General features: G+C 37.8%; 29 protein-coding genes. 22 read left to right on the plus strand and 7 right to left on the minus strand.

The genetic code is table 11. From position 1 onward, the window contains the following. Positions 1 to 25: 25 nt before the first annotated feature. Positions 26 to 940 carry a COX15/CtaA family protein gene (locus ACZ5XR_RS06230; protein WP_464500809.1) on the minus strand — a complete coding sequence of 305 codons (915 nt, stop codon included), beginning with the start codon at positions 938 to 940 and terminating at the stop codon, positions 26 to 28. Positions 941 to 1,495: 555 nt separating this feature from the next. Here ACZ5XR_RS06230 and cyoE point away from each other — a divergent pair. From cyoE to ACZ5XR_RS06265, 7 genes are all read left to right on the plus strand, one after another. Beyond that, the gene (gene cyoE, locus ACZ5XR_RS06235; protein WP_464500810.1) at positions 1,496 to 2,428 is read left to right on the plus strand and encodes a heme o synthase; all 933 of its coding nucleotides are present in this window, start codon (positions 1,496 to 1,498) and stop codon (positions 2,426 to 2,428) included. Between the two features lie 191 nt (positions 2,429 to 2,619). After that, positions 2,620 to 3,669 carry a cytochrome c oxidase subunit II gene (gene coxB / locus ACZ5XR_RS06240; RefSeq protein ID WP_464500811.1) on the plus strand — a complete coding sequence of 350 codons (1,050 nt, stop codon included), beginning with the start codon at positions 2,620 to 2,622 and terminating at the stop codon, positions 3,667 to 3,669. Between the two features lie 34 nt (positions 3,670 to 3,703). After that, entirely contained in the window at positions 3,704 to 5,575 is a 1,872-nt protein-coding gene (gene ctaD / locus ACZ5XR_RS06245; protein WP_464500812.1) for a cytochrome c oxidase subunit I, read from the plus strand. After that, entirely contained in the window at positions 5,575 to 6,204 is a 630-nt protein-coding gene (locus tag ACZ5XR_RS06250; RefSeq protein ID WP_464500813.1) for a cytochrome c oxidase subunit 3, read from the plus strand. Before ctaD ends, ACZ5XR_RS06250 begins: the two co-directional genes overlap by 1 nt. A 4-nt stretch (positions 6,205 to 6,208) precedes the next feature. Then, positions 6,209 to 6,544 carry a cytochrome c oxidase subunit IVB gene (gene ctaF, locus ACZ5XR_RS06255; RefSeq protein WP_464500814.1) on the plus strand — a complete coding sequence of 112 codons (336 nt, stop codon included), beginning with the start codon at positions 6,209 to 6,211 and terminating at the stop codon, positions 6,542 to 6,544. Positions 6,545 to 6,670: 126 nt separating this feature from the next. Next, positions 6,671 to 7,576, plus strand: coding sequence for a cytochrome c oxidase assembly factor CtaG (gene ctaG, locus ACZ5XR_RS06260; RefSeq protein WP_464500815.1), 906 nt, complete (start codon positions 6,671 to 6,673; stop codon positions 7,574 to 7,576). 198 nt (positions 7,577 to 7,774) lie between these two features. Beyond that, on the plus strand, positions 7,775 to 8,239 hold the full coding sequence (locus ACZ5XR_RS06265; protein WP_464500816.1) for a DUF420 domain-containing protein: 465 nt from the start codon (positions 7,775 to 7,777) through the stop codon (positions 8,237 to 8,239). Between the two features lie 48 nt (positions 8,240 to 8,287). On the opposite strand, the gene ACZ5XR_RS06270 is transcribed toward ACZ5XR_RS06265, so the two are convergent. Continuing rightward, positions 8,288 to 8,647: a YugN family protein gene (locus ACZ5XR_RS06270; RefSeq protein WP_464500817.1), complete on the minus strand. Its 360-nt coding sequence runs from the start codon at positions 8,645 to 8,647 to the stop codon at positions 8,288 to 8,290. Positions 8,648 to 8,837: 190 nt separating this feature from the next. Here ACZ5XR_RS06270 and ACZ5XR_RS06275 point away from each other — a divergent pair, with 190 nt between their 5' ends. Both ACZ5XR_RS06275 and ACZ5XR_RS06280 read left to right on the plus strand, forming a co-directional pair. Continuing rightward, positions 8,838 to 9,272, plus strand: coding sequence for a CBS domain-containing protein (locus tag ACZ5XR_RS06275; protein ID WP_464500818.1), 435 nt, complete (start codon positions 8,838 to 8,840; stop codon positions 9,270 to 9,272). Between the two features lie 151 nt (positions 9,273 to 9,423). Next, complete coding sequence (locus ACZ5XR_RS06280; protein WP_464500819.1) at positions 9,424 to 10,488, plus strand: CAP domain-containing protein; 1,065 nt, start codon at positions 9,424 to 9,426, stop codon at positions 10,486 to 10,488. Between the two features lie 39 nt (positions 10,489 to 10,527). Here the strand turns inward: ACZ5XR_RS06280 and ACZ5XR_RS06285 are convergent, their stop codons facing one another. Then, positions 10,528 to 10,890: a hypothetical protein gene (locus ACZ5XR_RS06285; RefSeq protein WP_464500820.1), complete on the minus strand. Its 363-nt coding sequence runs from the start codon at positions 10,888 to 10,890 to the stop codon at positions 10,528 to 10,530. Positions 10,891 to 10,914: 24 nt separating this feature from the next. Beyond that, complete coding sequence (locus tag ACZ5XR_RS06290; RefSeq protein ID WP_464500821.1) at positions 10,915 to 11,397, minus strand: PaaI family thioesterase; 483 nt, start codon at positions 11,395 to 11,397, stop codon at positions 10,915 to 10,917. A gap of 146 nt (positions 11,398 to 11,543) precedes the next feature. Between ACZ5XR_RS06290 and ylbD the strand changes: the two genes are divergently transcribed. The 4 genes from ylbD (at position 11,544) to ACZ5XR_RS06310 (ending at position 13,168) form a co-directional block, all read left to right on the plus strand. Then, entirely contained in the window at positions 11,544 to 11,954 is a 411-nt protein-coding gene (ylbD, locus tag ACZ5XR_RS06295) for a spore coat protein YlbD (RefSeq protein WP_464500822.1), read from the plus strand. 19 nt (positions 11,955 to 11,973) lie between these two features. Beyond that, positions 11,974 to 12,213 (plus strand): YlbE-like family protein, encoded by a 240-nt coding sequence (locus ACZ5XR_RS06300; RefSeq protein WP_464502236.1) that lies wholly within the window; start codon positions 11,974 to 11,976, stop codon positions 12,211 to 12,213. A 107-nt stretch (positions 12,214 to 12,320) separates the two neighbouring features. Further along, positions 12,321 to 12,674 carry a hypothetical protein gene (locus tag ACZ5XR_RS06305; protein ID WP_464500823.1) on the plus strand — a complete coding sequence of 118 codons (354 nt, stop codon included), beginning with the start codon at positions 12,321 to 12,323 and terminating at the stop codon, positions 12,672 to 12,674. Positions 12,675 to 12,733: 59 nt separating this feature from the next. Then, complete coding sequence (locus ACZ5XR_RS06310) at positions 12,734 to 13,168, plus strand: YlbF/YmcA family competence regulator (RefSeq protein ID WP_464500824.1); 435 nt, start codon at positions 12,734 to 12,736, stop codon at positions 13,166 to 13,168. A gap of 34 nt (positions 13,169 to 13,202) precedes the next feature. Here the strand turns inward: ACZ5XR_RS06310 and ACZ5XR_RS06315 are convergent, their stop codons facing one another. After that, the gene (locus ACZ5XR_RS06315) at positions 13,203 to 13,529 is read right to left on the minus strand and encodes a hypothetical protein (protein WP_464500825.1); all 327 of its coding nucleotides are present in this window, start codon (positions 13,527 to 13,529) and stop codon (positions 13,203 to 13,205) included. 128 nt (positions 13,530 to 13,657) lie between these two features. On the opposite strand from ACZ5XR_RS06315, the gene ACZ5XR_RS06320 reads away from it, so the two are divergent. The 3 genes from ACZ5XR_RS06320 (at position 13,658) to coaD (ending at position 15,330) form a co-directional block, all read left to right on the plus strand. Next, the gene (locus ACZ5XR_RS06320) at positions 13,658 to 13,933 is read left to right on the plus strand and encodes a YlbG family protein (RefSeq protein ID WP_464500826.1); all 276 of its coding nucleotides are present in this window, start codon (positions 13,658 to 13,660) and stop codon (positions 13,931 to 13,933) included. A 337-nt stretch (positions 13,934 to 14,270) separates the two neighbouring features. Next, positions 14,271 to 14,831: a 16S rRNA (guanine(966)-N(2))-methyltransferase RsmD gene (rsmD, locus tag ACZ5XR_RS06325; protein ID WP_464500827.1), complete on the plus strand. Its 561-nt coding sequence runs from the start codon at positions 14,271 to 14,273 to the stop codon at positions 14,829 to 14,831. Between the two features lie 13 nt (positions 14,832 to 14,844). Then, positions 14,845 to 15,330: a pantetheine-phosphate adenylyltransferase gene (coaD, locus tag ACZ5XR_RS06330; protein ID WP_464500828.1), complete on the plus strand. Its 486-nt coding sequence runs from the start codon at positions 14,845 to 14,847 to the stop codon at positions 15,328 to 15,330. 26 nt (positions 15,331 to 15,356) lie between these two features. On the opposite strand, the gene ylbJ is transcribed toward coaD, so the two are convergent. After that, positions 15,357 to 16,577 carry a sporulation integral membrane protein YlbJ gene (gene ylbJ, locus ACZ5XR_RS06335; protein WP_464500829.1) on the minus strand — a complete coding sequence of 407 codons (1,221 nt, stop codon included), beginning with the start codon at positions 16,575 to 16,577 and terminating at the stop codon, positions 15,357 to 15,359. Between the two features lie 237 nt (positions 16,578 to 16,814). On the opposite strand from ylbJ, the gene ACZ5XR_RS06340 reads away from it, so the two are divergent. Both ACZ5XR_RS06340 and ACZ5XR_RS06345 read left to right on the plus strand, forming a co-directional pair. After that, on the plus strand, positions 16,815 to 17,594 hold the full coding sequence (locus tag ACZ5XR_RS06340) for a patatin-like phospholipase family protein (RefSeq protein ID WP_464500830.1): 780 nt from the start codon (positions 16,815 to 16,817) through the stop codon (positions 17,592 to 17,594). 7 nt (positions 17,595 to 17,601) lie between these two features. Beyond that, complete coding sequence (locus tag ACZ5XR_RS06345) at positions 17,602 to 18,621, plus strand: SepM family pheromone-processing serine protease (protein WP_464500831.1); 1,020 nt, start codon at positions 17,602 to 17,604, stop codon at positions 18,619 to 18,621. Between the two features lie 275 nt (positions 18,622 to 18,896). On the opposite strand, the gene ACZ5XR_RS06350 is transcribed toward ACZ5XR_RS06345, so the two are convergent. Next, entirely contained in the window at positions 18,897 to 20,111 is a 1,215-nt protein-coding gene (locus ACZ5XR_RS06350; protein WP_464500832.1) for a nucleotidyltransferase, read from the minus strand. A gap of 237 nt (positions 20,112 to 20,348) precedes the next feature. Here ACZ5XR_RS06350 and ACZ5XR_RS06355 point away from each other — a divergent pair, with 237 nt between their 5' ends. The 4 genes from ACZ5XR_RS06355 (at position 20,349) to ACZ5XR_RS06370 (ending at position 22,860) form a co-directional block, all read left to right on the plus strand. Further along, positions 20,349 to 20,873, plus strand: a complete 525-nt coding sequence (locus tag ACZ5XR_RS06355; RefSeq protein WP_464500833.1) for a YceD family protein — start codon at positions 20,349 to 20,351, stop codon at positions 20,871 to 20,873. Positions 20,874 to 20,955: 82 nt separating this feature from the next. Further along, on the plus strand, positions 20,956 to 21,129 hold the full coding sequence (rpmF, locus tag ACZ5XR_RS06360; protein ID WP_024029176.1) for a 50S ribosomal protein L32: 174 nt from the start codon (positions 20,956 to 20,958) through the stop codon (positions 21,127 to 21,129). Positions 21,130 to 21,396: 267 nt separating this feature from the next. Next, positions 21,397 to 22,173 carry an enoyl-CoA hydratase/isomerase family protein gene (locus tag ACZ5XR_RS06365; protein WP_464500834.1) on the plus strand — a complete coding sequence of 259 codons (777 nt, stop codon included), beginning with the start codon at positions 21,397 to 21,399 and terminating at the stop codon, positions 22,171 to 22,173. 72 nt (positions 22,174 to 22,245) lie between these two features. Continuing rightward, positions 22,246 to 22,860, plus strand: coding sequence for an RsfA family transcriptional regulator (locus tag ACZ5XR_RS06370; protein WP_464500835.1), 615 nt, complete (start codon positions 22,246 to 22,248; stop codon positions 22,858 to 22,860). The last annotated feature ends 12 nt before the right edge of the window (positions 22,861 to 22,872 follow it).

Below are 22,872 nucleotides of genomic sequence, written 5' to 3' on the forward strand. Positions count from 1 at the left end.
AAAAAGTTGCCGGCGGCAACTTTTTTTATTTGTTGGGATGATTTCTTTTCGACCGTGAAAATAGCAGCAGAAAATAACTCAAAACGCCAAACAAACATGTAATAAAAAATGCATGAAGTAAGGCAATATAAAGATTAAGTCTCGTGAAAATAATGAACGCCCCTGCCGTTGCCTGCAAGAAAACGAGACAAAAGGCAGTAATCCAACCCCAAAAAAGCACTCTTTGTGACTTGTAATAGCGAATAGCTAAATATGTAATGTATGCAATCCAAATAAAGATTAATTCAGCCGCAGTTCGATGGCCCATTTGCACCCACTCATACATATTGCTAGGCAATGCCGGAGAATCATTAAGACAGAGAGGCCAATCCCGGCAGACAAGGCTTGATTTTGTATGGCGCACAAGGGCACCTGAATAAATAACCAGGTAACTGTAAATTGTAACACCGACAATATGAAATCCCATTCGCCGATCGATTATAAGATTTTCGGCATCAAATTTCTTATCAACTTCAAAGATCAATAACGTCAGCAAAAATACTGCCGCAAATGAAACAAGTGAGATGCCAAAATGCAGGGCAAGGACAAAGCTATTTTGCCCCCACATGACAGCCGCCGCACCTATTAATCCTTGAAGAAGCAAAAAGAAAAAGGAGAGAAAGGAAAGAAATTTTGTTTCTCTAATATGTCCGATTGACTTCCATGTCCAAATGGATAGGATCAAGACTAAAATTCCTTCTACTCCTGAAACAAGTCTATGAGTCAGCTCGATTATTAACTTTGGGGTTATTTGGGATGGCGTAAATGCATCATGGCATAGTGGCCAAGATCTCCCACACCCCATACCGGATCCGGTTTTTGTTACCAGAGCCCCGCCAATTACAACAACGATCATCCCAATTGTTGTAGCAACAGCCAACCATTTTAAAGATCGACGCAATAAATTCACCTCCAAGTAAAAGTTCAGAAATTTGTCAATGGTTAAAGTTGACAGTATAATGAATGGAAAGAATTGAGATTTAACCCATTTCCATCATATCGAAAACAGTCGAAAAAGAACAGAAAATCACGATTATTTTTTTAAAGTAGCACAAAGAAGAAAAGAATAAATAATTTTTTAGTTTTCACTATTATTATAGTGAAAACTAGGAAAACTTAATTTTTAGACTATATAAAATATAAAAGATGGATTATAATTAAAGAGAATTTTATGAATATTTCGTTAATGACGCCGAATTTGTTAAGAAAAAGATTTCGATCATAATTTAGTCATAAATTATTCAAAAAAAATTCACAAAAATGGTAAGAAGTGTGATTTAATATACAGAGAAAGCGTTATTTTGATCACACTATTCGTGATGAATTTTTGTATTGAAGAGACAAAAACATAGAAACAATATCCTATTTGTTTAAGATTATGATACATAGAATATATTTTAAGTATTGAGTTTGTTGAGAATGCAAATATTGTAATTAATGATTAGGAGGAGAAAAAATGTCCAACTCTAAGGCTTATGGTGAGGCGGCAATTAAAAATGGCGCTTCCAGCCTGCACTCCGAGAAGACCTCTTTATGGAGGGAATTTACATCCCTTATAAAAATTGGGATTGTGAATTCTAATCTCATAACAACCTTCACAGGTCTCTTTCTGGCCCTTCATTTTTCAGGCCGGAGTTTTTTGTTAAATTTAAATATCGTTTTTTTTACACTGGCTGGTGCTGCCCTTATTATTGCAGGGTCATGCGTTATTAATAACTGGGTGGACCGTGACATCGACCACTTAATGGAAAGAACAAAATCCAGGCCTACAGTGACCGGTAAAATATCTCCCGTGAAGGTTCTAATATTTGGAATTTTACTAATTGGTCTGGGGACGCTGTCGTTATCATTTACTACTGTGACTGCAACGGTAATAGGGCTGCTTGGAGTTTTTAGCTATGTCTTCCTTTATACATTGTGGTCAAAGCGCCAATTGGTTTCTAATACAATCATAGGAAGTATTTCTGGAGCAGTTCCCCCATTGATTGGCTGGGCTGCTGTAGATGGAAATCTTGATGTAATGGCATGGGCATTATTTGTATTAATGTTTGCTTGGCAGCCGCCTCATTTTTATGCTCTTGCGATGAGAAGGGTAAAGGAATATAAAGCTGCTGGAATTCCAATGCTTCCAGTGGTAAAGGGGTTTAAAACGACCAAAAAACATATTCTTCTCTGGGTCATCGCTTTATTGCCTATACCATTTTTTCTTCGTGATTTAGGAATCCCATTTCTAATTCTATCCACCGCATTAAATGTAGGGTGGCTTGTTTTAGGGATTTATGGATATAAGGTCAAAGATGATATAAAGTGGGCAAAACTAATGTTTGTGTACTCATTGCAATATTTAACTATTATTTTTGTAGCAATGGTCATTGTTACATTGATTTAGTTTTGCAGGATTCATTCTAGGTTAATGGGAGTGCAGCCTGCTGTTAACAAACATAAGAAAATCCCGGCGACTAATTTAGTAATATTTTAGCTGCCGCTTAAGATATTTTTATAAAGAATGAATCATACTACATACTTCTTTGATTTAGCATGATTTAAGAATTTTAAGTGAAAGAGGGGTTGGATTGAGCTATGAAAAGGCTTGCAAAATGGCGCTTAATTTCGATTTTTGCATTGTTAGCGCTGATTCTTTCCGGATGTGGCAAACCGTATCTTTCTACGTTGCAGCCTGCCGGTGAAGTTGCTGATATGCAATTTGACTTAATGAAGTTAAGTACGTACATTATGGTTGGGGTAATTCTTGTCGTAGTGATCATTTTTGTTCTTGTATTTATCCGTTTTAGAAGAAAAGATGACAAGATTCCAAAACAAGTGGAAGGTAACCACAAATTAGAAATTATTTGGACGGCTATTCCGATTCTTTTACTTCTAATTCTAGCTGTTCCAACAGTTGCAGACACCTTTAAACTTGCGGATGTTTCAAAAATGGATGATAAAAATGCATTGGTAGTAAACGTGCGAGCCCATTTGTACTGGTGGGATTTTGAATATCCAAACCAGAAAATCGTTACAAGTAACGAGCTGGTAGTTCCGACAAATCAAAAGGTTTACTTTAACTTAAAATCTATGGATGTAAAACACGCATTCTGGATTCCGGCTGTTGGCGGTAAGTTGGATGTTGACACAGATAATATTAATAAATTTTGGCTTGAGTTTGATAATACAAAAGCAAATGAAGCTGGTAATCTTTTCTACGGGAAATGTGCTGAGTTATGTGGCCCATCACACGCCTTGATGGATTTCAAGGTTAAAGCGATTACTAAAGATAAATTTGATGCATGGGTTACCGCCATGCAAAATGTGAAAGCACCTCAAAAAGCAGATTCTGCTTTAGCACAGCAAGGCCAAGATATTTTCAATAAAAGCTGTATCGGCTGTCATGCCGTGACACCGGCAAACAATATGCCTGATACTGCCCGTCTTGCGCCAAATTTAACCAACTTTGGTAACCGCTCTCGTGTCGCTGGAATATTGCCGCACACGAAAAAAGATGTGGAGGATTGGATACGCAATCCAGAAACCTATAAGCCAGGAAATAAGATGGCTGGTAAGTATCCACACATGTCTGAAGATCAGCTTAATGCTTTAGCAGAATATTTAATGGGACTGAAAGTCCAGTAATTATAGGGGAATTGGTTGAAAGGGAGGTAAAATTGTGAGTACCTATGCTCAAAAAAAGGGATTCGGTGCGACTTTATGGGATTACCTAACAACTGTTGACCATAAAAAAATCGCTATCCTATATTTTATTGCAGGTGGATTTTTCTTCTTAGTCGGCGGAGTGGAAGCCGTCTTTATCCGGATCCAGCTTGCAGTACCAAATAATGATTTTGTAAGTGCCGGTGTTTATAATGAAATTTTAACAATGCACGGTACAACGATGATTTTCTTGGCAGCAATGCCGCTCATTTTTGCTTTTATGAATGCAGTCATGCCCTTGCAAATTGGCGCACGTGACGTAGCCTATCCGTTTGTCAATGCAGTCGGATTTTGGTTATTCTTCTTTGGCGGGGTGTTCCTAAACCTTTCATGGTTCTTAGGAGGGGCACCAGATGCAGGGTGGACTTCGTATGCATCGCTGACAGTCGCATCAAAAGGACATGGTGTTGATTTCTATATTCTAGGTCTGCAAATCGCTGGTTTTGGAACCTTAATCGGTGGTATCAACTTTCTGGTTACAATCATAACGATGCGTGCACCAGGAATGACCTATATGCGGATGCCATTGTTTACTTGGACAACATTTGTCACTTCTGCCATGATTTTATTTGCTTTCCCTGCATTTACAGTGGGCCTTGTTTTAATGATGTTTGATCGTTTGTTTGGGGCAAAATTCTTTGAAGTTGCCTTTGGTGGTAATACACTTATCTGGGAACATCTATTCTGGATATTCGGTCATCCAGAGGTGTATATTTTAATTCTTCCAGCCTTCGGTATTTTCTCGGAAATCTTCCCAATGTTTTCAAGAAAGAGGCTTTTCGGCTACTCTTCGATGGTTTTTGCAACCGTTTTAATTGGTTTCCTGGGCTTCATGGTATGGGCACACCATATGTTTACAGATGGATTAGGTCCTGTTGCGAATGCTATTTTCGCTGTTGCAACAATGGCTATTGGTGTTCCAACAGGTATTAAAATTTTCAACTGGTTATTTACGATGTGGGGCGGTAGTGTTAAATTTACCACGCCAATGCATTATGCCTTTGCCTTTATTCCTTCATTTGTTGCCGGTGGAGTAACTGGAGTAATGCTTGCATCAGCTGCAGCGGATTATCAATATCATGATACGTATTTCGTTGTTGCCCACTTCCACTACGTCATTGTGGGCGGGGTTGTATTTGCTGTTTTGGCCGGAACTCACCTATACTGGCCAAAAATGTTTGGTACTATGTTAAATGAAGTAATGGGGAAAATCACCTTCTGGCTTTTCTTTATTGGATTCCATTTAACATTCTTTATCCAGCATTTCCTAGGTCTATGGGGGATGCCAAGACGCGTATTCACTTACCTGCCGGGTCAGGGTTTTGAAACAGCAAACCTAATAAGCTCTATTGGTGCTTTCTTCATGGCAGCAGGTGTGATTATTCTGTTAATAAACATTATTTATACATCTGTTAAGAATGTCAGGGTTGGTAATGATCCATGGGGAGACGGAAGAACACTTGAATGGTCCATCCCATCACCACCGCCATTTTATAACTTTAAACAATTACCACTTGTTCGTGGTTTAGATGCTTATTGGCTAGAAAAAATGGAAGGTAAAAAAGGGATGACGCCTGCAGAACCATTAGGTGATATTCATATGCCGAATTCCTCATTCTTACCGTTTACGATTGCACTTGGACTATTTATAGCAGCGTTCGGTGCCATGTATCATGTAAATCATAAGCCATGGGCATTGCCTGTATTGATTTTGGGCTTACTTGTAACATTAGGATCAATGTTACTGCGTTCCGTTATCGATGATCATGGCTTCCATATCCATAAAGAAGATTTAAATGATGAAAACGATAAGGGGGTTAAGGCATAATGCACGCAGAAGAAAAATTTACGTATGAAACCTGGCCTGCAGAGCCTGAAAAAGCCACCCTTGAGGCAAAAAATAAATTTGTTGGTTTTTGGTTATTCTTAGGAGGAGAGACTGTGCTTTTCTCCTGTCTCTTCGCCACATATCTTGCTTTAAAAGATAAAGTTCCAAGCGGGCACCATGCTTTGGCAAAGGATTTATTTGAACTTCCGCTGACATTTGTTGCAACAATGTTTTTATTAATAAGCTCATTAACAAGTGTTTATGCGATTTACCATATGAAAAACTTTGCCTTCAAGAAAATGATGATTTGGTTTGTTGTTACTGCATTATTGGGCATTGGGTTCTTAAGTTCAGAAATTTATGAGTTCCATAAATATGTGACGGAATTCCATCACACCTTTACCAGCAGTGCCTTCGGTTCAGCCTTCTATACATTAGTCGGATTCCACGGAGGCCACGTAGCTTTTGGTTTATTGTGGATCATTACATTGATGATTCGCAATGGCAAGCGGGGATTAAATCTTTACAACGCTCCAAAATTCTATGTATTCAGTTTATATTGGCACTTTATTGATGTTGTTTGGGTATTCATCTTTACAGTAGTATATTTAATGGGAATGGTGGGGTAATTGAATGACAAATCAACCATTAAATTCTGGTAATCCAAGAGTTGACATTGAATATCGCCGGAAGAAAAGTGCGGAAGAAATGAGATATCAAATCGTCTCATTTGCGATGATGATTTTTTTAACCTTAATTGCATTTGCAGCAGTTGGTTTAAAGGGTTTTACGGCTTCCTTTACAAAACCTGTAATACTGCTGTTGGCAGTGGTTCAGGTAATTTTCCAGCTTTACTATTTTATGCATATGAAACATAAAGGTCATGAGGCACCATCACTGTTTTTATATTCAGGATTGCTCGTTGGATTATTAACGGTTTTGACCTTTTTGACTATTGTTTGGTGGTAATGAGACAAAAAGAAAATCGGCTTCCGGCCGATTTTCTTTTTGAAACCTGATGATTTTGCTTATGTCATTTACAGGGATTATAATTAATAGAAGATTCTTTTCAATAATTATGCGAGGTGATTTGCGGTGCTTACCTTAAACATATTTGGCTTTGAAGCACTATGGAGCCCTTATTTTTTTCTTTTTTTAACGGTGATTGCAGCTGCTTATTTTACCATTGCCATTAAATTCAGCCATTGGTTTTCCGGAAGTGAACCATTAACAATAAAACAAGGATTTTGGTTCGTATTATCTATTTTGCTCCTGTATATAATCAAAGGGTCTCCCGTTGATTTGCTCGGGCACCTGTTGTTTTACGTTCATATGATTCAAATGGCTGTATTAGTTCTCATTATTCCGCCTATATTTATACTTGGAATTCCAGCATGGATTTGGAAAAGTGTATTAAATACAACAGGAATTGGCTCTGTTTTTAAATTTTTCACAAAGCCAATAATTGCCATTCTTTTATTTAATGGCTTGTTTTCGTTTTATCATGTACCAATGATATTCGATCGTGTAATGCAAAATGCAGGTTTTCATGCAGGTTATTCCATCCTTTTGTTTTTGGTTGCCTTGTTTATGTGGTGGCCATTAATTAATCAAGTGGACGGGCAGGAAACACTTAACGGATTAAAAAAGGTGGCGTATGTCTTTGCAAATGGGATGTTGTTAACACCTGCATGTGCCTTAATAATTTTTTCGAACACACCACTTTATGCTACTTACTCGGATCCGCATTTATGGGGAAAGATGATGAGTGTATGTATCGGGTCATCTAAGTTTGCGAGCTTGAATCTTAGCGGTCCGCAAGTTTTTAGCTCGATGTCTCTATTGGAAGATCAGCAGCTTGGCGGTGTCATTATGAAGATTATTCAGGAAATCATCTATGGATGCGTATTAGGTTATGTATTTTTTGAATGGTATCGAAAGGATCAAGCAGAATCCGAGCAAGAAATGAAGCCTTCTATGGAACCGACTATTATAGAATGAGAGGCTGTCCCAAAAGGGTCTGACCCCCTCGCTCAACACTTAATATATAGTAGCTTTTAAGATAAGTTAGCTATATATTGACGTTGTGGGGTCTGACCCTTTTGTTTTGGGACAGACTCTTTTTTTGCTTATTATTGAAATATAATCATTGTTAATTTAAGATAATTTAATAACAATGAAAAAAGAGAGGACATTTTGATGAGTTCTATACAAATTTTACCTACGATCAGCACTTCCTTTATTGTGCTAAGTGCCATTACGATTGCCATTGGCTGGCGGCAAATAAAAATGAAAAAAATCGAAGCCCATAAAAAAACGATGCTGCTTGCATCTATTTTTGCGCTGATTTTCTTTATTATTTATGCAACAAGAACCATATTTATCGGTAATACATCTTTTGGTGGTCCAGACAATATAAAGATTTATTATACCTTGTTTTTAATCTTCCATATTACATTAGCCACTACAGGTGCCATTTTAGGGCTTGTATCTTTGATAACAGGATTTAAGAATAAGCTCTCCATTCATCGTAAGTTGGGCCCAATAACTAGTATTGTTTGGTTTTTTACTGCGATTACTGGTGTGATGGTTTATTTATTGCTTTATGTTTTTTACAAAGGTGGGGAGACCACTTCCATGATTAAAGCTATATTGGGCTGGTAGGGAATAAAGGTATAAACAAAGACGCATGAACTTCATGCGTCTTCTTCTTTAATCTGCAAATTTTGCAACTTCTGATTTAATTTCTTCTAATAATTTTTTGCATTGCGACACAAGTCCTGAAGGGAAGCTTTCTCCTTCACCATATTCGACACCATGAGGGTAATAATATTTTCCTAAAAGCGGGGTCATTAATTGAATGGATGCCTTATGTGCACCGACATCGCCTTCAACTGCATAGCCAAAAACGCGAAGGTAGAAAATTCCTTCTTTTAATTCAAATTTGCGATCGTATGTAACACGTTCATAATCCCATTGACCTTCACGAACTAAACCGTGATCATGCATAACCTCATCTAAACGGTTTAAATCAGCTTTCATTTTTTCGATTTCCGTGTTTTCGAATTTCACTATCTATCCCTCCTAAAAAACTCTTGCCTTGCTCTATGCTTCATTATTAGGTATAACAGAGATTTAATTCAATTTAATAATAGTTGAAAATGTGACAACTTGCAATGAATAGATGAACGAATAAAACGAACTCTTTGGGAAATCCTACAATAATGTTAGATTGAAAATAATGACTTGGGGGTATTTAAAAATGGAAAAAGTTAGTGAGATTATGACTACCGATGTTGAATGCTGTTCCTTATTGGATAATGTTTTTGAAGTCGCAGTAAAAATGAAAGAATTAAATGTAGGAGCCATTCCTATTGTGGATCAGGATAAACTCGTCGGTATGATTACGGACCGTGACATAGTGATAAGAGGTGTAGCGGAAAAGCACCCGGGCTCTGCTAAAGTTGAGGAAATCATGAGCAAGAATCTCATTACTGTTAATAAGGATATGACGAGCAGGGAAGCAGCCAAGCTAATGGCTGAAAATCAAATTCGACGACTCCCGGTTGTAGAAGGAGACCGGTTAGTAGGTATTGTCTCACTTGGAGATTTTGCTATACGAGAGTTAACCGATGATCAAGCCAAGCAGGCACTTACAAACATATCTGAACCAAATTTTAATGGGGCACAGCATTAGTTTATACGAAATATAGCATTAAAACAGGTGCCTATGGTACCTGTTTTGTTTTTACAAAATCAGTTTTTATTACTTTAAAAGCTATTGATGATATAATATTTTTATTATTACATATCATTCAAAACAAATGAGAAGGTGAAAGTCTCTGAGAATGCTTATAAAAATATTAATAATCTCCATTGTTTTTTTTGCAATCGGATTTTATCTTAATATAAATGAAAATAATGTTCATGATGTATTAATTAAAGATCAGCAATCATCGAAATTGAATCCCGCTCTTTCGAACGATCCCGATATCAAACAAAGTAAAATGACGAAAAATAAACCATCTGAAGGTTTGGCGCTCCTAATGGGTAAGAAATCAGCAGCTGTCGAAAAACAATTAGGAAAGCCAGACCGAATTGATCAAACTGGGTATGGTTATGTATGGTATATATATAACCAGGATTATTCACGGTATCTTCAGGTTGGGGTTGAAAATAATCATGTCGTTACCATTTATGCTGTTGGAGATAATCTGGATGTCGCACCATTTGAAATTGGTCAGCCTGTTGAGGAAATCTACAATACCCAATATATTGATGCGAATATAGATATTAAATTGAAAGGTAATACGTACAGATTTGAACTAAATGATACGGATTTAAATATACGGCCGATTGTCCAACTGGGTAACCTATATGTACAGCTCTATATTGATAAATTTTCAGGTAATTTATCCAGTATTCGTTTTTTAGACGCAAATACTCTTATTAAACTGAAACCATATGAACTCACTTATTCCGGACAACTGGAAGAACCACCGCCTCTTTCTCTGGATATGTTAAAAAGCATTGAAGACGGTACATCGAAGGAGGTTTTTGATATAACGAATGTGTTGAGGCTCAGAAATAATGTGAAGCCTTTAATTTGGGACGACCGTACGGCGATGGTGGCTTATAACCATAGTAAGGATATGGCGGAAAATAATGATTTTTCGCATACTTCAAAGAAATATGGAACCTTGTCTGAACGGTTACAGGATGCAGAAATTAGTTATAAATCCTCGGGTGAAAACATTGCAGCCAATTACTCTGATGCACCTGCGGTAGTTGAAGGTTGGTTAAATAGCAGCGGACATCGGGAAGCGATATTAAATCAAAGCTTTTCTTATTTGGGCGTAGGAGTTTACGAAAAGTATTATACACAGGATTTTATTGAAAAACCTGAACAATAGAAACGGTGGTAATGACCACTGTTTCTATTTTTTTCGGGTTTAGGATAGTGAAATTCTTTCAAAATAGCTAAAAAGAAAATGAGATCCTTCCCAGCGTCCATAAACTCGAATCGTTTCCTCGATTTCAAAAGGTTCAATTCTAACGTTATTGGTTATTGGGGTGCTTTTTTTTATCGTAACGAGTTTCGTTTCAGTTTGCAGCCTCATTTCTTGGACATAAATGTAACGGTGATAAAAAAAAAGCTGCTTTTCTGTGGTAATACTTTTGATTTTTCCAACTAAGACAGACTCCTGTGCAATCTGTGCACAGGCAAGCCATTTTTTGTCTTGCTCCTTCATTTCTCTCTTCGTAAGCCAATAAAAATAAAAAATGACAATTGGGACGACAATGGCTGTTACCATTTTCTAAGCATACCCCTCATGCGGTTATTTTTGGATGATAAAAAATGTTCCAGTTGCATAAGCTATTTTTTTACCGTCACTTCTAAATGCTTCACCGGAAATGACAAGAGTTTTATTGCCCTGATGAATGAGCTCTGCCTTGCAGTGAAGGAAGTCTCCAATTCCTGGTGCAATGTAATGGATATTCAACTGATTCGTTACAGCCCCAAAGCCTTCCGGAACCAGATAATTAGCCAGTGTTCCCATCGCAGTGTCCAGAATTGTTGCCGTGACACCGCCGTGAACAATTTCCAACGAATTATTGATAATTGGATTAATCGGAATGGTGATCTCGCATGAATCTTTATCAAGCTTTCTTTTCATATGGAGTAAAGGATCGATAAATGTATGATTTTTCTTCGAAATTTTTGTTTGAATACCTTCTAATAGATAAGCTAGGGCTCTAAGATCTGTCTCCGAACCATTTAGAATGCACGATTCTAACATCTTCAGCAATTCTTCCTTCATTTTCGTACCTCTTTCAATAATATTCTTGTGTCATCTTATCATTAATGTGGGGAATTATAAATAATTCTTTGGAAAATTGATTTTCACCAAATTCCATTTCTCACATATCCTATTATAGGCATTTTAGATCGGTAGAGGTGAGATGAATGGCACAAAAAAAACTGCACCCATCCGTTGTAAAGTTTAAGGAGTTTGTAAAAAACAATCCAAAATTAATTCTTGAAGTACGAAAGGGAAATGCAACCTGGCAAGAATTATATGAAGATTGGTATTTATTAGGGGAAGAAGATCAGCGGTGGGAAACAATTGGAACCGAAAAAAAAGAAGAAGTGACAGAGGAAGTACAAGATAAAAAAGGAGACTGGTACTCGAATTTTCTCGGAATGTTTAATAAGATGGATCCGGCCCAGGTTCAGAATCATATTAATAATTTAAGTCAAGCGCTCGGAGCAATCCAAGGGGTGATCTCTCAATTCCAGGGAGGCAGCAGTAATAATAATTCCCCTGTTAAACCGCCTGAAGGTCCAAAACATCCTTTTTTATTTCGAAAAGACTAAATGAAAGGGTCGTTTCATGATGAGAAAAGATGTCTTAGAATATTTAGGTAATAAAAAGGATTTAAAACAATTTGTCCGCCAGCAGCCATTTTGGTATCGGAAGCTTACTAGAAATCCTTATGATTTACAAGCGCTTGAGATTGCATCGTTACATCATTACAAAAAAACAATCCCGCATCAGGTTGAAAAGTTTTCAAACAGCGTTCAGATGGCTTCGATGATGTTTCAAATGTTCCAGGCAATGAAAAATCAAAATTAACAAAGGTTCACATATAAAAAAGTGTGGCCTTTTTTTATTGCCTGTTACTTGATAAAGGATTAAAAATCAAAAAGGGGCGAACAATACATTCATAAGGAGTGATTTGATTGAAAAGAATTGTTTTGTATTTAGTGCTTTCGGTATTCATGAATACTTTTACAATGGGTTTTTCGTCCAATGAAGCCCCTTCATTATTTGTTCATCACCAGGTTAAGGGAAATAATCTATTTGTAGATTGCGTCCTTACAGGGATCAGTTTCCGAGAAGCTGATCAATCTAAGCAAAAAATAGGAAAAATGATTGTATGGATTGATGGGAAAAGGTATCAAGAGGTTACTTCGGCTGCATTTATCGTAAAGGAGATGCCACCCGGAAACCATAAATTAAGGCTGGAAATTGTAAAATTAACAAATCAGCCATATGGTTTAAATAAGGAGTTCATGGTAAATATCCCTAAGTAAAAGGAAAATTTCGCTTTCTAATTTCATTCATGTTAAAATGTGAATGGAGGTGAGCGGGTGTGCTTGCAACACTAGAACGTATTGAAATATTGGAACGTGCAGATCATATAGCAAATATGATTTTAGAATCTGATATAGTTGAACAATACCAACTTTGTTTATATAGATTAAATAAGAATAAAGAATCACAACTCAAAATCAAACAGTTTGTCAATATGAAGGAACTATATGAAGAAGTTCAGCGCTTTGGCAAATATCATCCCGATTATAAAAGGGTCATGTCTCAAGTCCGTGCAATTAAAAGGGAAATGGACTTAGATCCTTTTGTAGCAGAATTCAAACTAGCAGAAAATGATTTGCAGGGTTTATTGGATGAAATCAGCGTTTTAATTGGCGGAGCAGTTTCCGATCAAATAAAAGTACCGACGGGAAATCCCTTTTTCGATTCAGGACATAGCTGCAGCGGCGGCTGTGGAAGTGGAAGCTGCGGTTAATAATGAAAAAATCGGCGATGTTTGCCGATTTTTTTTAAATCTTTCCCTTTAAGCGAACACAATCAGCGCATAAATTTCCGCAGCAGAACATTTTCTCCTGAGGAACGAGGAAGCGGTGTCGGTATACATATAGATGCCCCTCATTGCGGACGAATACGGTCTCACAATGGAGGCGGTGCCCTTTCATTGCGATTGCCGAACATTTGCGAATTTCTATTTCTAATATAGATTGTGAAAGTTCTGCGGTTGCCGTGATATATAAAAACGGCAGGCCGGCCACTTTGTTCCAACTGGCTTTTTCAATAAACGGATTTCTTGTGAGCCGCTCGATAAAATGAAACCAAATATCTTCTAAATCCATCCATACCACCCTGTATTTGCAGCCTTTAGTTGCATATTATGTTAGTATCTAGAAAAGTTTGAATTGAAAAATATTGATTCGATATGCTAGACTAAATAAAATGAAGGTTTGTTGAAGGGGAAAAAACTATGTTTGTACAAAGACAAGGATTAGTTGTATGGCTTTACTCATTGAAACAAGCCAAAATGTTACGGCGTTTCGGTAATGTTCATTACGTATCAAAAAAGTTGAAATATGTGGTCCTGTATTGTAATCAAGAAGATCTGGAAGGGATTATGGATAAGCTTTCATCCTTTTCGTTTGTAAAAAAAGTGGAGCCATCCTATAAGCCTTTCTTAAATGTTGAATTTGAAAATTCAGCACCGGATAAAGCAAAGGAATACGATTATAAAATGGGTATATAAAAAGGCGGGGGCGATGCTCTCGCCTTTTTTGGACAAGAAAAAACCCTGCAGAACTTAGTTCTGCAGGGTCCTTCTACATCCTTTACAAGGAAAGAAGGCAAAGGGAGAGGAGAAACCGGAGGAAGAACTTATGGGGAAACGTAAGTCTTCTCCGCGGTTGGCAACAACATCCTCGAATTGATGTTGTTAATTACATTATCCCCATTACAAAATAGCTTATACACCATTTTCAATTTTTTTCTCTGAAAAATGTTTTTATATGATATTTGGCGCATTAGTGGCAATTATGATAGGATAGGAAAAGAAAAAAGATTTTGAAAAAATTGTGGTGATAGTTTTGAGAGTGGTTTCAGGTACTTGTAAGGGCAGGCCGCTAAAAGCGGTACCGGGAAATACGACCAGACCAACAACTGATAAAGTAAAAGAAGCCTTATTTAATATGATTGGCCCTTATTTTGATGGCGGGGTCGGCCTTGATTTATTTGCCGGCAGCGGCGGCTTGGGAGTAGAAGCCCTTAGTCGCGGACTCGAAAAAGTTATTTTTATTGACCGTGACGCCAAAGCCATTCAAATTATCCATGAAAATATTAATGCTTGCCATTTTGCAGAAAAAACTGAAGTTTACCGCAATGATGCCGACCGTGCATTAAAGGCATTGCTGAAAAGGGAAATATGTTTTGATTACATATTTTTAGATCCGCCTTATAAAAAGCAGCAATTAGAAAGCTTAATGCTAAAAATTGAGGAACAGCACCTTTTAACCGAAAACGGAATAATCGTCTGTGAGCATAGCCATCAGATTGATTTACCGGAACAGGTTGGGGCTTTAAGGCAAATAAAACATGAAAAGTACGGAATCATTGCCGTGACGATTTATTCGAAAAACACGGAGCAATAAGGGGGAATCTTGTTTGGCTAGTATTGCTGTTTGTCCAGGGAGTTTTGATCCAATTACATATGGCCATTTAGATATTATTAAAAGAGGGGCCAAAGTGTTTGACATGTTATATGTCGTAGTGTTGAATAATTCTTCAAAACAGCCGCTTTTTACTGTTGAAGAGCGTATCCACCTAATAAAAGAAGTAACGCGGGAAATTCCTAATGTAAAAGTGGCTGAATTTTCGGGTCTGCTTGTCGAGTATGCTAAGAGTGTCAATGCAAATGCCATCATTCGCGGTTTACGTGCAGTATCTGATTTTGAATATGAAATGCAAATTACCTCGATGAACCGAGTTTTAAATGATGAAATTGAAACCTTTTTTATTATGACAAATAACCAGTATTCATTTTTAAGCTCAAGTATTGTGAAAGAAGTGGCCAAGTACAGCGGAAATATCTCTGAACTTGTACCACCTTATGTAGAAAAGGCATTACACGAAAAATTCTATCGGAAATAACTGAAAAAACCGGACATGTTAAACAACTATGTCCGGTTTTTTTTCAGTTTTATAAACAAGATCCATGTATAGATGCCAAGCATACTGATAGTTATCAGCGGCCCTGATTCGACAACCCTTTGATAGAAGTCCAACAGCCAGGAACCTTTTCCAAAAAAACTGACGGGTATTGCATTTGTCGTCTCGTCCATATTGTTAAACCGAATGTAAATGGGCTTCCATAGTATATAAGCGAAAAAACTTGCTAATATTCCGTGAATAATTCGGGCAATGAAAAATGGTTGAAAGCGAATATCGGCCTGGGCCAGGATACTGGCAACCTGCGCTTGGACACTAAAACCGCTAAATGCAAGGATAAAGCTCGTAATCATTACTTTTTGCAAAAGGCTTGCATCGGGAACATGGCTTGTCAATTTGCTGCCAAGGGTGATTTCAAATATTCCGGATATAAACGGAATACTTAACAATTTCGGGAAGGAAAGGGAAGATAGCAATGCTTCAACACCTTTGGCAAGGATGGCTGTAATATGTAAATGATATAGCAGGGTGTTTACCACTGAAAATAAAATAATAAAACCGCCAATCATTAATAAAGTCTGAATTGATGAGGTTACGGCATCCCCTAAAAGCTTACCAATCGGTCGATTGTCATTTAATCTTGTTTGATGTAATGCTGAAAAAGCTGAGCTAATTTTAAATTTTTGTTTCTTTTCATGTGTAAGCGGACGCTCTTCCTTCCCATAAAATCTCATGATGATTCCGACACAGATATTACCAAGATAATGGGAAAGAGCGAGGATTAACCCTAATTTTGGATTATGAAAAAAACCTACGGATACTGCCCCAAAAATAAATAATGGGTTCGAGGAATTAGTGAAAGAAACGAGTCGCTCGGCCTCAATTTTTGTTAACTGGCCTTCCTGCCGTAATCGGGCTGTGAATTTTGCTCCTGATGGATATCCAGAAGCCATCCCCATTGCCCAAACAAAACCGCCTACACCAGGCACTTTAAAAATGGGCCTCATAAAAGGCTCCAAGAGCACACCAATAAATTTGACAACCCCAAAGCCGATTAACATTTCAGTCACTATGAAAAAGGGCATAAGCGAAGGAAATACAATTCCCCACCACATATTAAGACCCCGGATCGAAGCTTCATAAGACTCCTTTGGAAAACTGATAAGCGAAACGGCTATTATGGTAACTGATATCGATAAAATCAAAGTTTTTATTTTCGACCGAGACAAGTGGTTAACCTCCCCCCTTAAGGATTATCTCAAATTATGCAATCAATCAGTTCAATGATAAAATAAGGATTATTCTCTAAAATGTTTTCTAAAAGCCTTGTCCTCATATAAAACAATATACTCATAGAACAATAAAATAGACCATAAGATTGAACGAGAATTCTCTCTTAAACTTCAATCAATTATGGGATTGCTAAGTTGAAGGCTGTAAAAGGTGTTGGTGAAGGAGGTAGTGATGTGGAGCTTCCTAAAATCGGGCTTGCACTTGGTTCAGGCGGCGCAAGAGGATTTGCACATTTAGGGGTAATTAAGGTATTGATTGATGAAGGAGTTCCTATTCATTTAATCGCTGGAAGCAGCATGGGGGCTTTGGTGGGAAGTTTTTATGGAGCTGGAATTGAAATAAACCGTTTATATAAACTGTCAACTGCATTTAAAAGGAAATACTTTTTGGATTTTACCGTTCCGAAGATGGGGTTTATTACTGGCAAAAAAGTGAAGGATTTCATTAGAGTCTTTACCCACGGGAAAAATATTGAGGATTTATCTCTCCCTTTAGGAATCGTAGCAACAGATTTATTAACAGGTGAAAAAGTAGTATATAAAAAAGGCCCGGTTGCAGAGGCAGTTCGAGCAAGCATTTCCATCCCAGGAATTTTTGTACCAGAGAAATACGATGGAAGAATTCTTGTTGACGGTGGTGTCGCTGATCGTGTCCCCGTTTCTGTTGCAAAAGAAATGGGCGCAGATATTATTATTGCGGTGGATGTCTCAATGGTAAAGCGAAATGCAGAAATATCTTCCATTTATGATGTGATTATGCAGAGTATTGATATTATGCAGACCGAAATAATTAAAAGCAGGGACCTGACAGCTTCCATTATGTTACGTCCTCCTGTTGAAATGTTTAGTTCCCGCGCTTTTACCAATATTGAAGAAATCATAAAAGCCGGCGAAGAGGAAACAAAAAAACATATCTCGCAAATAAAAAATGTGATAGAGCAGTGGAAGGGGTAACAATTGAATGCGCAAAAAAATTTACTTAGGATCATTGTTAATCATTGCTATTTTACTTATTGGAGGACTATTTTACCCACTCCCTTATTATGTAACTAAACCAGGAATGGCAAAAGCACTGAAGCCAATTATTAAAGTTGAAAATGGAGATAAGGAAAAAGGAAACTTTATGCTGACGACTGTCAGGATGGGGAGAGCGACCATATATTCATATGCAGAAGCAAAAATAAAGAAATACGAGGAACTCTACCCTTTAAATATGATTTTAGACCAAAAAGAAACAGAGGATGAATACAATGCAACCCAGCTTTACCTTATGGCAAGCTCTAAACTAAATGCCATTGAAGTTGCTTATAAAAAAGCGGGAATACCCGTAAATTATCATTATAAAGGAATCTACGTCATCCGTGTCGTGCCTGGTATGCCTGCAGAAGGTAAGTTGAAAGCAGGTGATCGTATCTTTAAGGTGGATGGACATCAATTTTCTTCCTCGCAGCAATTTATCAACTATATTGGAAAAAAACATGCTGGGGATCAAATCACATTATCCTACTCAAGGAATAAAAAAATTAATTCTGTAAAATTAGCTCTTAAAGCGTTTAAGGAAGAACCAAAGAGAGTTGGAATCGGTATTTCATTGGTGGATGATAAAGAAATTATCGTGAAACCAAAAGTAACCGTAAAGACAGATGATATTGGCGGACCTTCGGCCGGTCTCATGTTTACACTTGAAATTTATAATCAATTAACAAAAGGAGACCTGACAAAAGGCTATCAAATTGCGGGTACGGGCACCATGGATGTCGATGGGACAGTGGGACCGATTGGAGGCATTGAACAAAAAATTATTGCCGCTGATAATGCAGGTGCGGAAATCTTTTTTGCCCCTAACGAAAAGGGAGCAAAAGATTCTAACTACCGAGCAGCCGTAAAAACCGCTCGTGATATTCATACAAAAATGAAAATAGTCCCAGTCGATACCTTCGATGATGCATTAGCATATTTAAAAAAGTTACCAAATAAATAAAACGTGTAAAAGGCGAATGTTGATATTTGCAACTGTTGATTGGAGCGGAGGGCGCTCTCCTCCTCGAAAATGCTAACGCATTTTCTTCGTGCGATGAAAACTCGAGGAAGTTTATTCAATGTCCTGCGGGATGAAGAGGTCACGGGAGACCCCGCAGGCGCCTTAAGCGCCGAGGAGGCTCCCGGACCTCCCCGCGGAAAGCGAGCGCCCGGAGCGGAAATCAACCACCAAATAGCCAATAAATAAAAGATGGAGCCTCCGGCTCCATCTTTTATTTATTGTACGATGATTGGCGGCTGTTTAAATTCTTGCAGCAGCAGTTCATTTTTTAAATGCTCCGGCAAACCAAAAGAATATATTTGAGCTGCTTTAATATCAAGCAAGATCTCATTTTGCTTATAGGAAGAAACTTTTGATATAAGAGGAAGCGAGAACTCAGCCTTCATCTGATTTAAATAGCTTTTTCCTTTATGAGTCATTCCCAATAACCGTAAATAAGCCGCTTTTTCTGGCGTCGGTGCCATTTCTGATTTTTTGGCATTTGTTAAAATATGAACACAAATTCTCTGAAGCCTTGTCCAAGTATAGCGCTTTGTTTTTATATTTTCCATGAATTCATGGAAGCTGGCAGATTGGAGAGCAGCCGTCTTTAATCTATTTTCGAGACCTTCTTCTACTTCATAAATATCACGAAGCTCTGCTCCAGTCGACTGAATGATTCGATACTGAAGAAGGCTCCAATAATTCTCCCATTGATGGAAAGTCCCATTTTCTTGATAATACTCATTCAATTGCTGAAAAGTATATTCTGGAACATATTGAGCAATGGAAGGATTGCTTTCATCTTCGGAAAAGAGTGATTTTCGAATACTAGTTGCGCTGGCAATGGTTTCAGAAGCAAAATGCTCATCATGATAATTTGCATTTTTTCTCGCAATCGTATACGGCACCATCCTGCTATTTTGTTTTTTCAAAGATTTCATATATTGAAACCCCAGGATATTATTTGGTTTTGATAAATTTAAGTAGTTTTCCGAATTAGCTAATTGCTGAAAGGCCAATGATAAGGCTTTCGGATAGCTTACTCCCGTTTTCATCAACATTTTTATCTGTTCATCAAAAATTGCCTGATTTTCTGATAAAAAGTCTATGGTTCGATAAAATAAAGAAATATCACCACTTTCACTGCCAAAGCAAAAAGAATCACACCCTGCCGCATCCAAAATAGAAATAGCCCCATCTGCAAACACCTCAGCCTGCTGGGAGGCGAAAAGGTAAGGCAGCTCGAAAACAAGATCGACCCCGCCCCCTAAGGCCATTTTGGTACGCGACCATTTGGAGACAAGTGCAGGCTCACCCCTTTGCAAAAAATTCCCGCTCATAACGGCTATAACAATGTCCGCCTTTGCTGCTTCTCTTGCTGCTTGGACATGAAAGGCATGACCATTATGAAAAGGGTTATATTCAACAATTACACCGACTGCTTTCATTTTTAAACTCCTTTATTTTAAATATCAACATTATAACAAAACTTTTCTAAAAAGAGATAATTTCCCAAGTCTTTCATTGGTAATTTGGTTTGTAAACCATGTTTATGGACAAACTAGTAGAGATTGCTTTTTTGCCCGCGAGTTTAGAGGAAATCACCAAAATGGGTGTAAAGAAAAAACATTGACAAAAATTTAATCGAAAGCTATAATTACCTTTGTTGCCTTGGGGTGATTCAATTGAAATGGACATTAAGCCAATTACAGAAATATCGAAACAAGGATTTTTTAATTGATGAAACCATTCGGGTGGATGAGATTAAACAAGATGATCCGACTATCCGAGAGGTATCTCCTATGCATATAACTGGCAGGGGAGATATTGATTCAATGAAAGTGACATTCCATTTGAAAATAGAAGGTCATTTAATTCTTCCTTGTTCTCGTACTTTAGTGGATGTATTACTTCCAATTAATGTCGAAACAACTGAAACCTTTCTCTTACAAGCTTCAGAATATGAAACTGAAGAGGAGGTTTATCAAGTAAAAGGTGAAACTCTTGATTTATTGCCAATCATTAGGGAGATTCTTTTACTTGAAGTTCCAATGCAGGTTTTCTGTGATGATGTCAATCATGAAGACGCTGCTCCTCAATCCGGAAAAGATTGGGAAGTCGTTCAAGCAGAAGATCAATCTAAAAAGATTGATCCAAGGCTAGCAGGGCTTGCAAAGTTTTTTGACGAAAACAATTCTTCCGAATCATAATCGGCAAAAAAAGAAGCAAAGTGAAGAACCAGCATTCCTGGCCTTCATTACTTTCTTAATACTCTTTAAGGAGGTGGGAAGAATGGCTGTACCTTTTAGAAGAACTTCTAAAACTGCAAAAAGAAAGCGTCGTACTCATTTTAAATTAAACGTACCTGGTATGGTAAGTTGCCCAAACTGTGGTGAAATGAAACTAGCTCACCGCGTATGTAAGGCTTGCGGAACATACAAAGGAAAAGATGTAGTAAACGACTAATTTTCATTAGGATAGAAAGCACAAGGACTTTTAAGCCCTTGTGCTTTTGTCGTTTACATGCATTTACATAATTAATAGGCTGTGTTAAAGGATAATGTTGATTTATTACGGCTGTTGATTGGAGCGGAGGGCGTTCGACTCCTGTGGGATAGAGAGGTCACGGGAGACCCCGCAGGCGCCTTAAGCGCCGAGGAGGCTCCTGGACCTCCCCGCGGAAAGCGAGCGCCTGGAGCGGAAATCAACAACCAAGTTTAAAGGAAGACGGAGATGAAAATGGAGTATTCAATTGAGAGGCGTGCAAAGGAATATTTGTTATTTACAATCAAAAGGCCTGAAAAACGAAACGCGATTAATTTTGAAATCATGAAAGGCTTTAAAGAAGCAATAGATCGAGCGGCAGCCCCTGACATTAAAGCACTCGTTATCACGGGAGAAGGTGATCAGGCATTTTGTTCCGGCGGTGACTTATCCGTTTTTCACTTGCTCGAAACAAAGGAGGAAGCGTACACCATGCTTTCTAAAATGGCTGAGATCCTCTATGCATTGCTCACTTTATCAAAACCGACCATCGCCGTAATGAATGGGCATGCAGTTGGGGGTGGATGTGAAATCGCAGCTGCCTGCGATTTTCGAATTGCTCGAAAGGGAATTAAAGCTGGATTTGTTCAAGGAAAACAATCCATTACCACGGGCTGGGGCGGAGGAGCTATTTTAGCTGAAAAGCTGTCTGCAGGAAAAGTAATGAAACTCTTAATGGAGGCAGATACGCATTCAGCTGAGGATTTGAAGGATTTGGGGTTTATAGATTCTCTTTATGAAAGCCAGCCGCTTGATGCCTGTGAACTGTTTTTAAATAAGCTGTTAGCGATGGACATAAATGTAGTACAATCCTATAAAAATGTGTGGATCAGAAAATGGCAGGAAACGAATTTGCGTGAAAGAATAGAAAAAGAAGTGCAAAATTGTGCACTGCTTTGGGAATCCGAAGCCCATCATGAACATGTTAAAAAGTTTATAACGAAAAAATTAACGAATAAAGAGTAAAACAGGAGTCTTGGAGAGTCTATCTTTTCTAGTAGATGCATATGTATGAATAAAAACACTAGGAGGGATAAAATGTCACCAACTCGCCAAGATGCCTGGTCCCAAGATGAGGATTTACTGCTTGCAGAAGTTGTGTTACGACATATCCGAGAAGGCGGAACGCAGCTGCAAGCATTTGAAGAAGTTGGAAAACAGCTTTCAAGAACGTCTGCTGCGTGTGGATTTCGCTGGAACTCATTCGTAAGGAAACAATATAAATCAGGAATTGAGCTTGCCAAGAAGCAACGTAAAGAGCTTAAAAAGCAAAACGTCCATGTTGAAGAAGAATTTAATTCAGAAATAGTCTCTGTGGAGGATTCAGTCTCTCCGAAAGAAGAATCCGTTACATTTCAATCAGTGATTCACTTCCTTGAGAGTCTTCATCGCAAGGCGGAGGTATCCAACATGTTTGAAAAAGACAAAGAAAAGTCATTTGAAAAAATAAAAGAATTGGAAAAGAAAACTTTTTATTTAGCAGCAGAAAATGAAAGACTCACAAAAAACTTAAAAGCAATTGAAGAGGATTATCGTAAATTGATTGAAATTATGGATCGCGCAAGAAAAATGGTGGTCCAGGAAGAAGATCGTCAGTCGAAGGTGAAATTCCAAATGGAAAAAAACGGAAATCTTGAAAGGGTGGAAAAATAAAAAGCGGACATT

This window comes from Neobacillus sp. Fa239 (genome assembly GCF_055395235.1).

Bases quoted from the DNA above. Each gene is read 5' to 3' on its own strand.
- cyoE (WP_464500810.1), top strand. From the start codon at position 1,496: ATGTCCAACTCTAAGGCTTATGGTGAGGCGGCAATTAAAAATGGCGCT.
- coxB (WP_464500811.1), top strand. From the start codon at position 2,620: ATGAAAAGGCTTGCAAAATGGCGCTTAATTTCGATTTTTGCATTGTTA.
- ACZ5XR_RS06250 (WP_464500813.1), top strand. From the start codon at position 5,575: ATGCACGCAGAAGAAAAATTTACGTATGAAACCTGGCCTGCAGAGCCT.
- ctaF (WP_464500814.1), top strand. From the start codon at position 6,209: ATGACAAATCAACCATTAAATTCTGGTAATCCAAGAGTTGACATTGAA.
- ACZ5XR_RS06265 (WP_464500816.1), top strand. From the start codon at position 7,775: ATGAGTTCTATACAAATTTTACCTACGATCAGCACTTCCTTTATTGTG.
- ACZ5XR_RS06275 (WP_464500818.1), top strand. From the start codon at position 8,838: ATGGAAAAAGTTAGTGAGATTATGACTACCGATGTTGAATGCTGTTCC.
- ACZ5XR_RS06280 (WP_464500819.1), top strand. From the start codon at position 9,424: ATGCTTATAAAAATATTAATAATCTCCATTGTTTTTTTTGCAATCGGA.
- ACZ5XR_RS06285 (WP_464500820.1), bottom strand. From the start codon at position 10,890: ATGGTAACAGCCATTGTCGTCCCAATTGTCATTTTTTATTTTTATTGG.
- ACZ5XR_RS06290 (WP_464500821.1), bottom strand. From the start codon at position 11,397: ATGAAGGAAGAATTGCTGAAGATGTTAGAATCGTGCATTCTAAATGGT.
- ylbD (WP_464500822.1), top strand. From the start codon at position 11,544: ATGGCACAAAAAAAACTGCACCCATCCGTTGTAAAGTTTAAGGAGTTT.
- ACZ5XR_RS06300 (WP_464502236.1), top strand. From the start codon at position 11,974: ATGAGAAAAGATGTCTTAGAATATTTAGGTAATAAAAAGGATTTAAAA.
- ACZ5XR_RS06315 (WP_464500825.1), bottom strand. From the start codon at position 13,529: ATGGATTTAGAAGATATTTGGTTTCATTTTATCGAGCGGCTCACAAGA.
- ACZ5XR_RS06320 (WP_464500826.1), top strand. From the start codon at position 13,658: ATGTTTGTACAAAGACAAGGATTAGTTGTATGGCTTTACTCATTGAAA.
- ACZ5XR_RS06345 (WP_464500831.1), top strand. From the start codon at position 17,602: ATGCGCAAAAAAATTTACTTAGGATCATTGTTAATCATTGCTATTTTA.
- ACZ5XR_RS06350 (WP_464500832.1), bottom strand. From the start codon at position 20,111: ATGAAAGCAGTCGGTGTAATTGTTGAATATAACCCTTTTCATAATGGT.
- rpmF (WP_024029176.1), top strand. From the start codon at position 20,956: ATGGCTGTACCTTTTAGAAGAACTTCTAAAACTGCAAAAAGAAAGCGT.
- ACZ5XR_RS06365 (WP_464500834.1), top strand. From the start codon at position 21,397: ATGAAAATGGAGTATTCAATTGAGAGGCGTGCAAAGGAATATTTGTTA.
- ACZ5XR_RS06370 (WP_464500835.1), top strand. From the start codon at position 22,246: ATGTCACCAACTCGCCAAGATGCCTGGTCCCAAGATGAGGATTTACTG.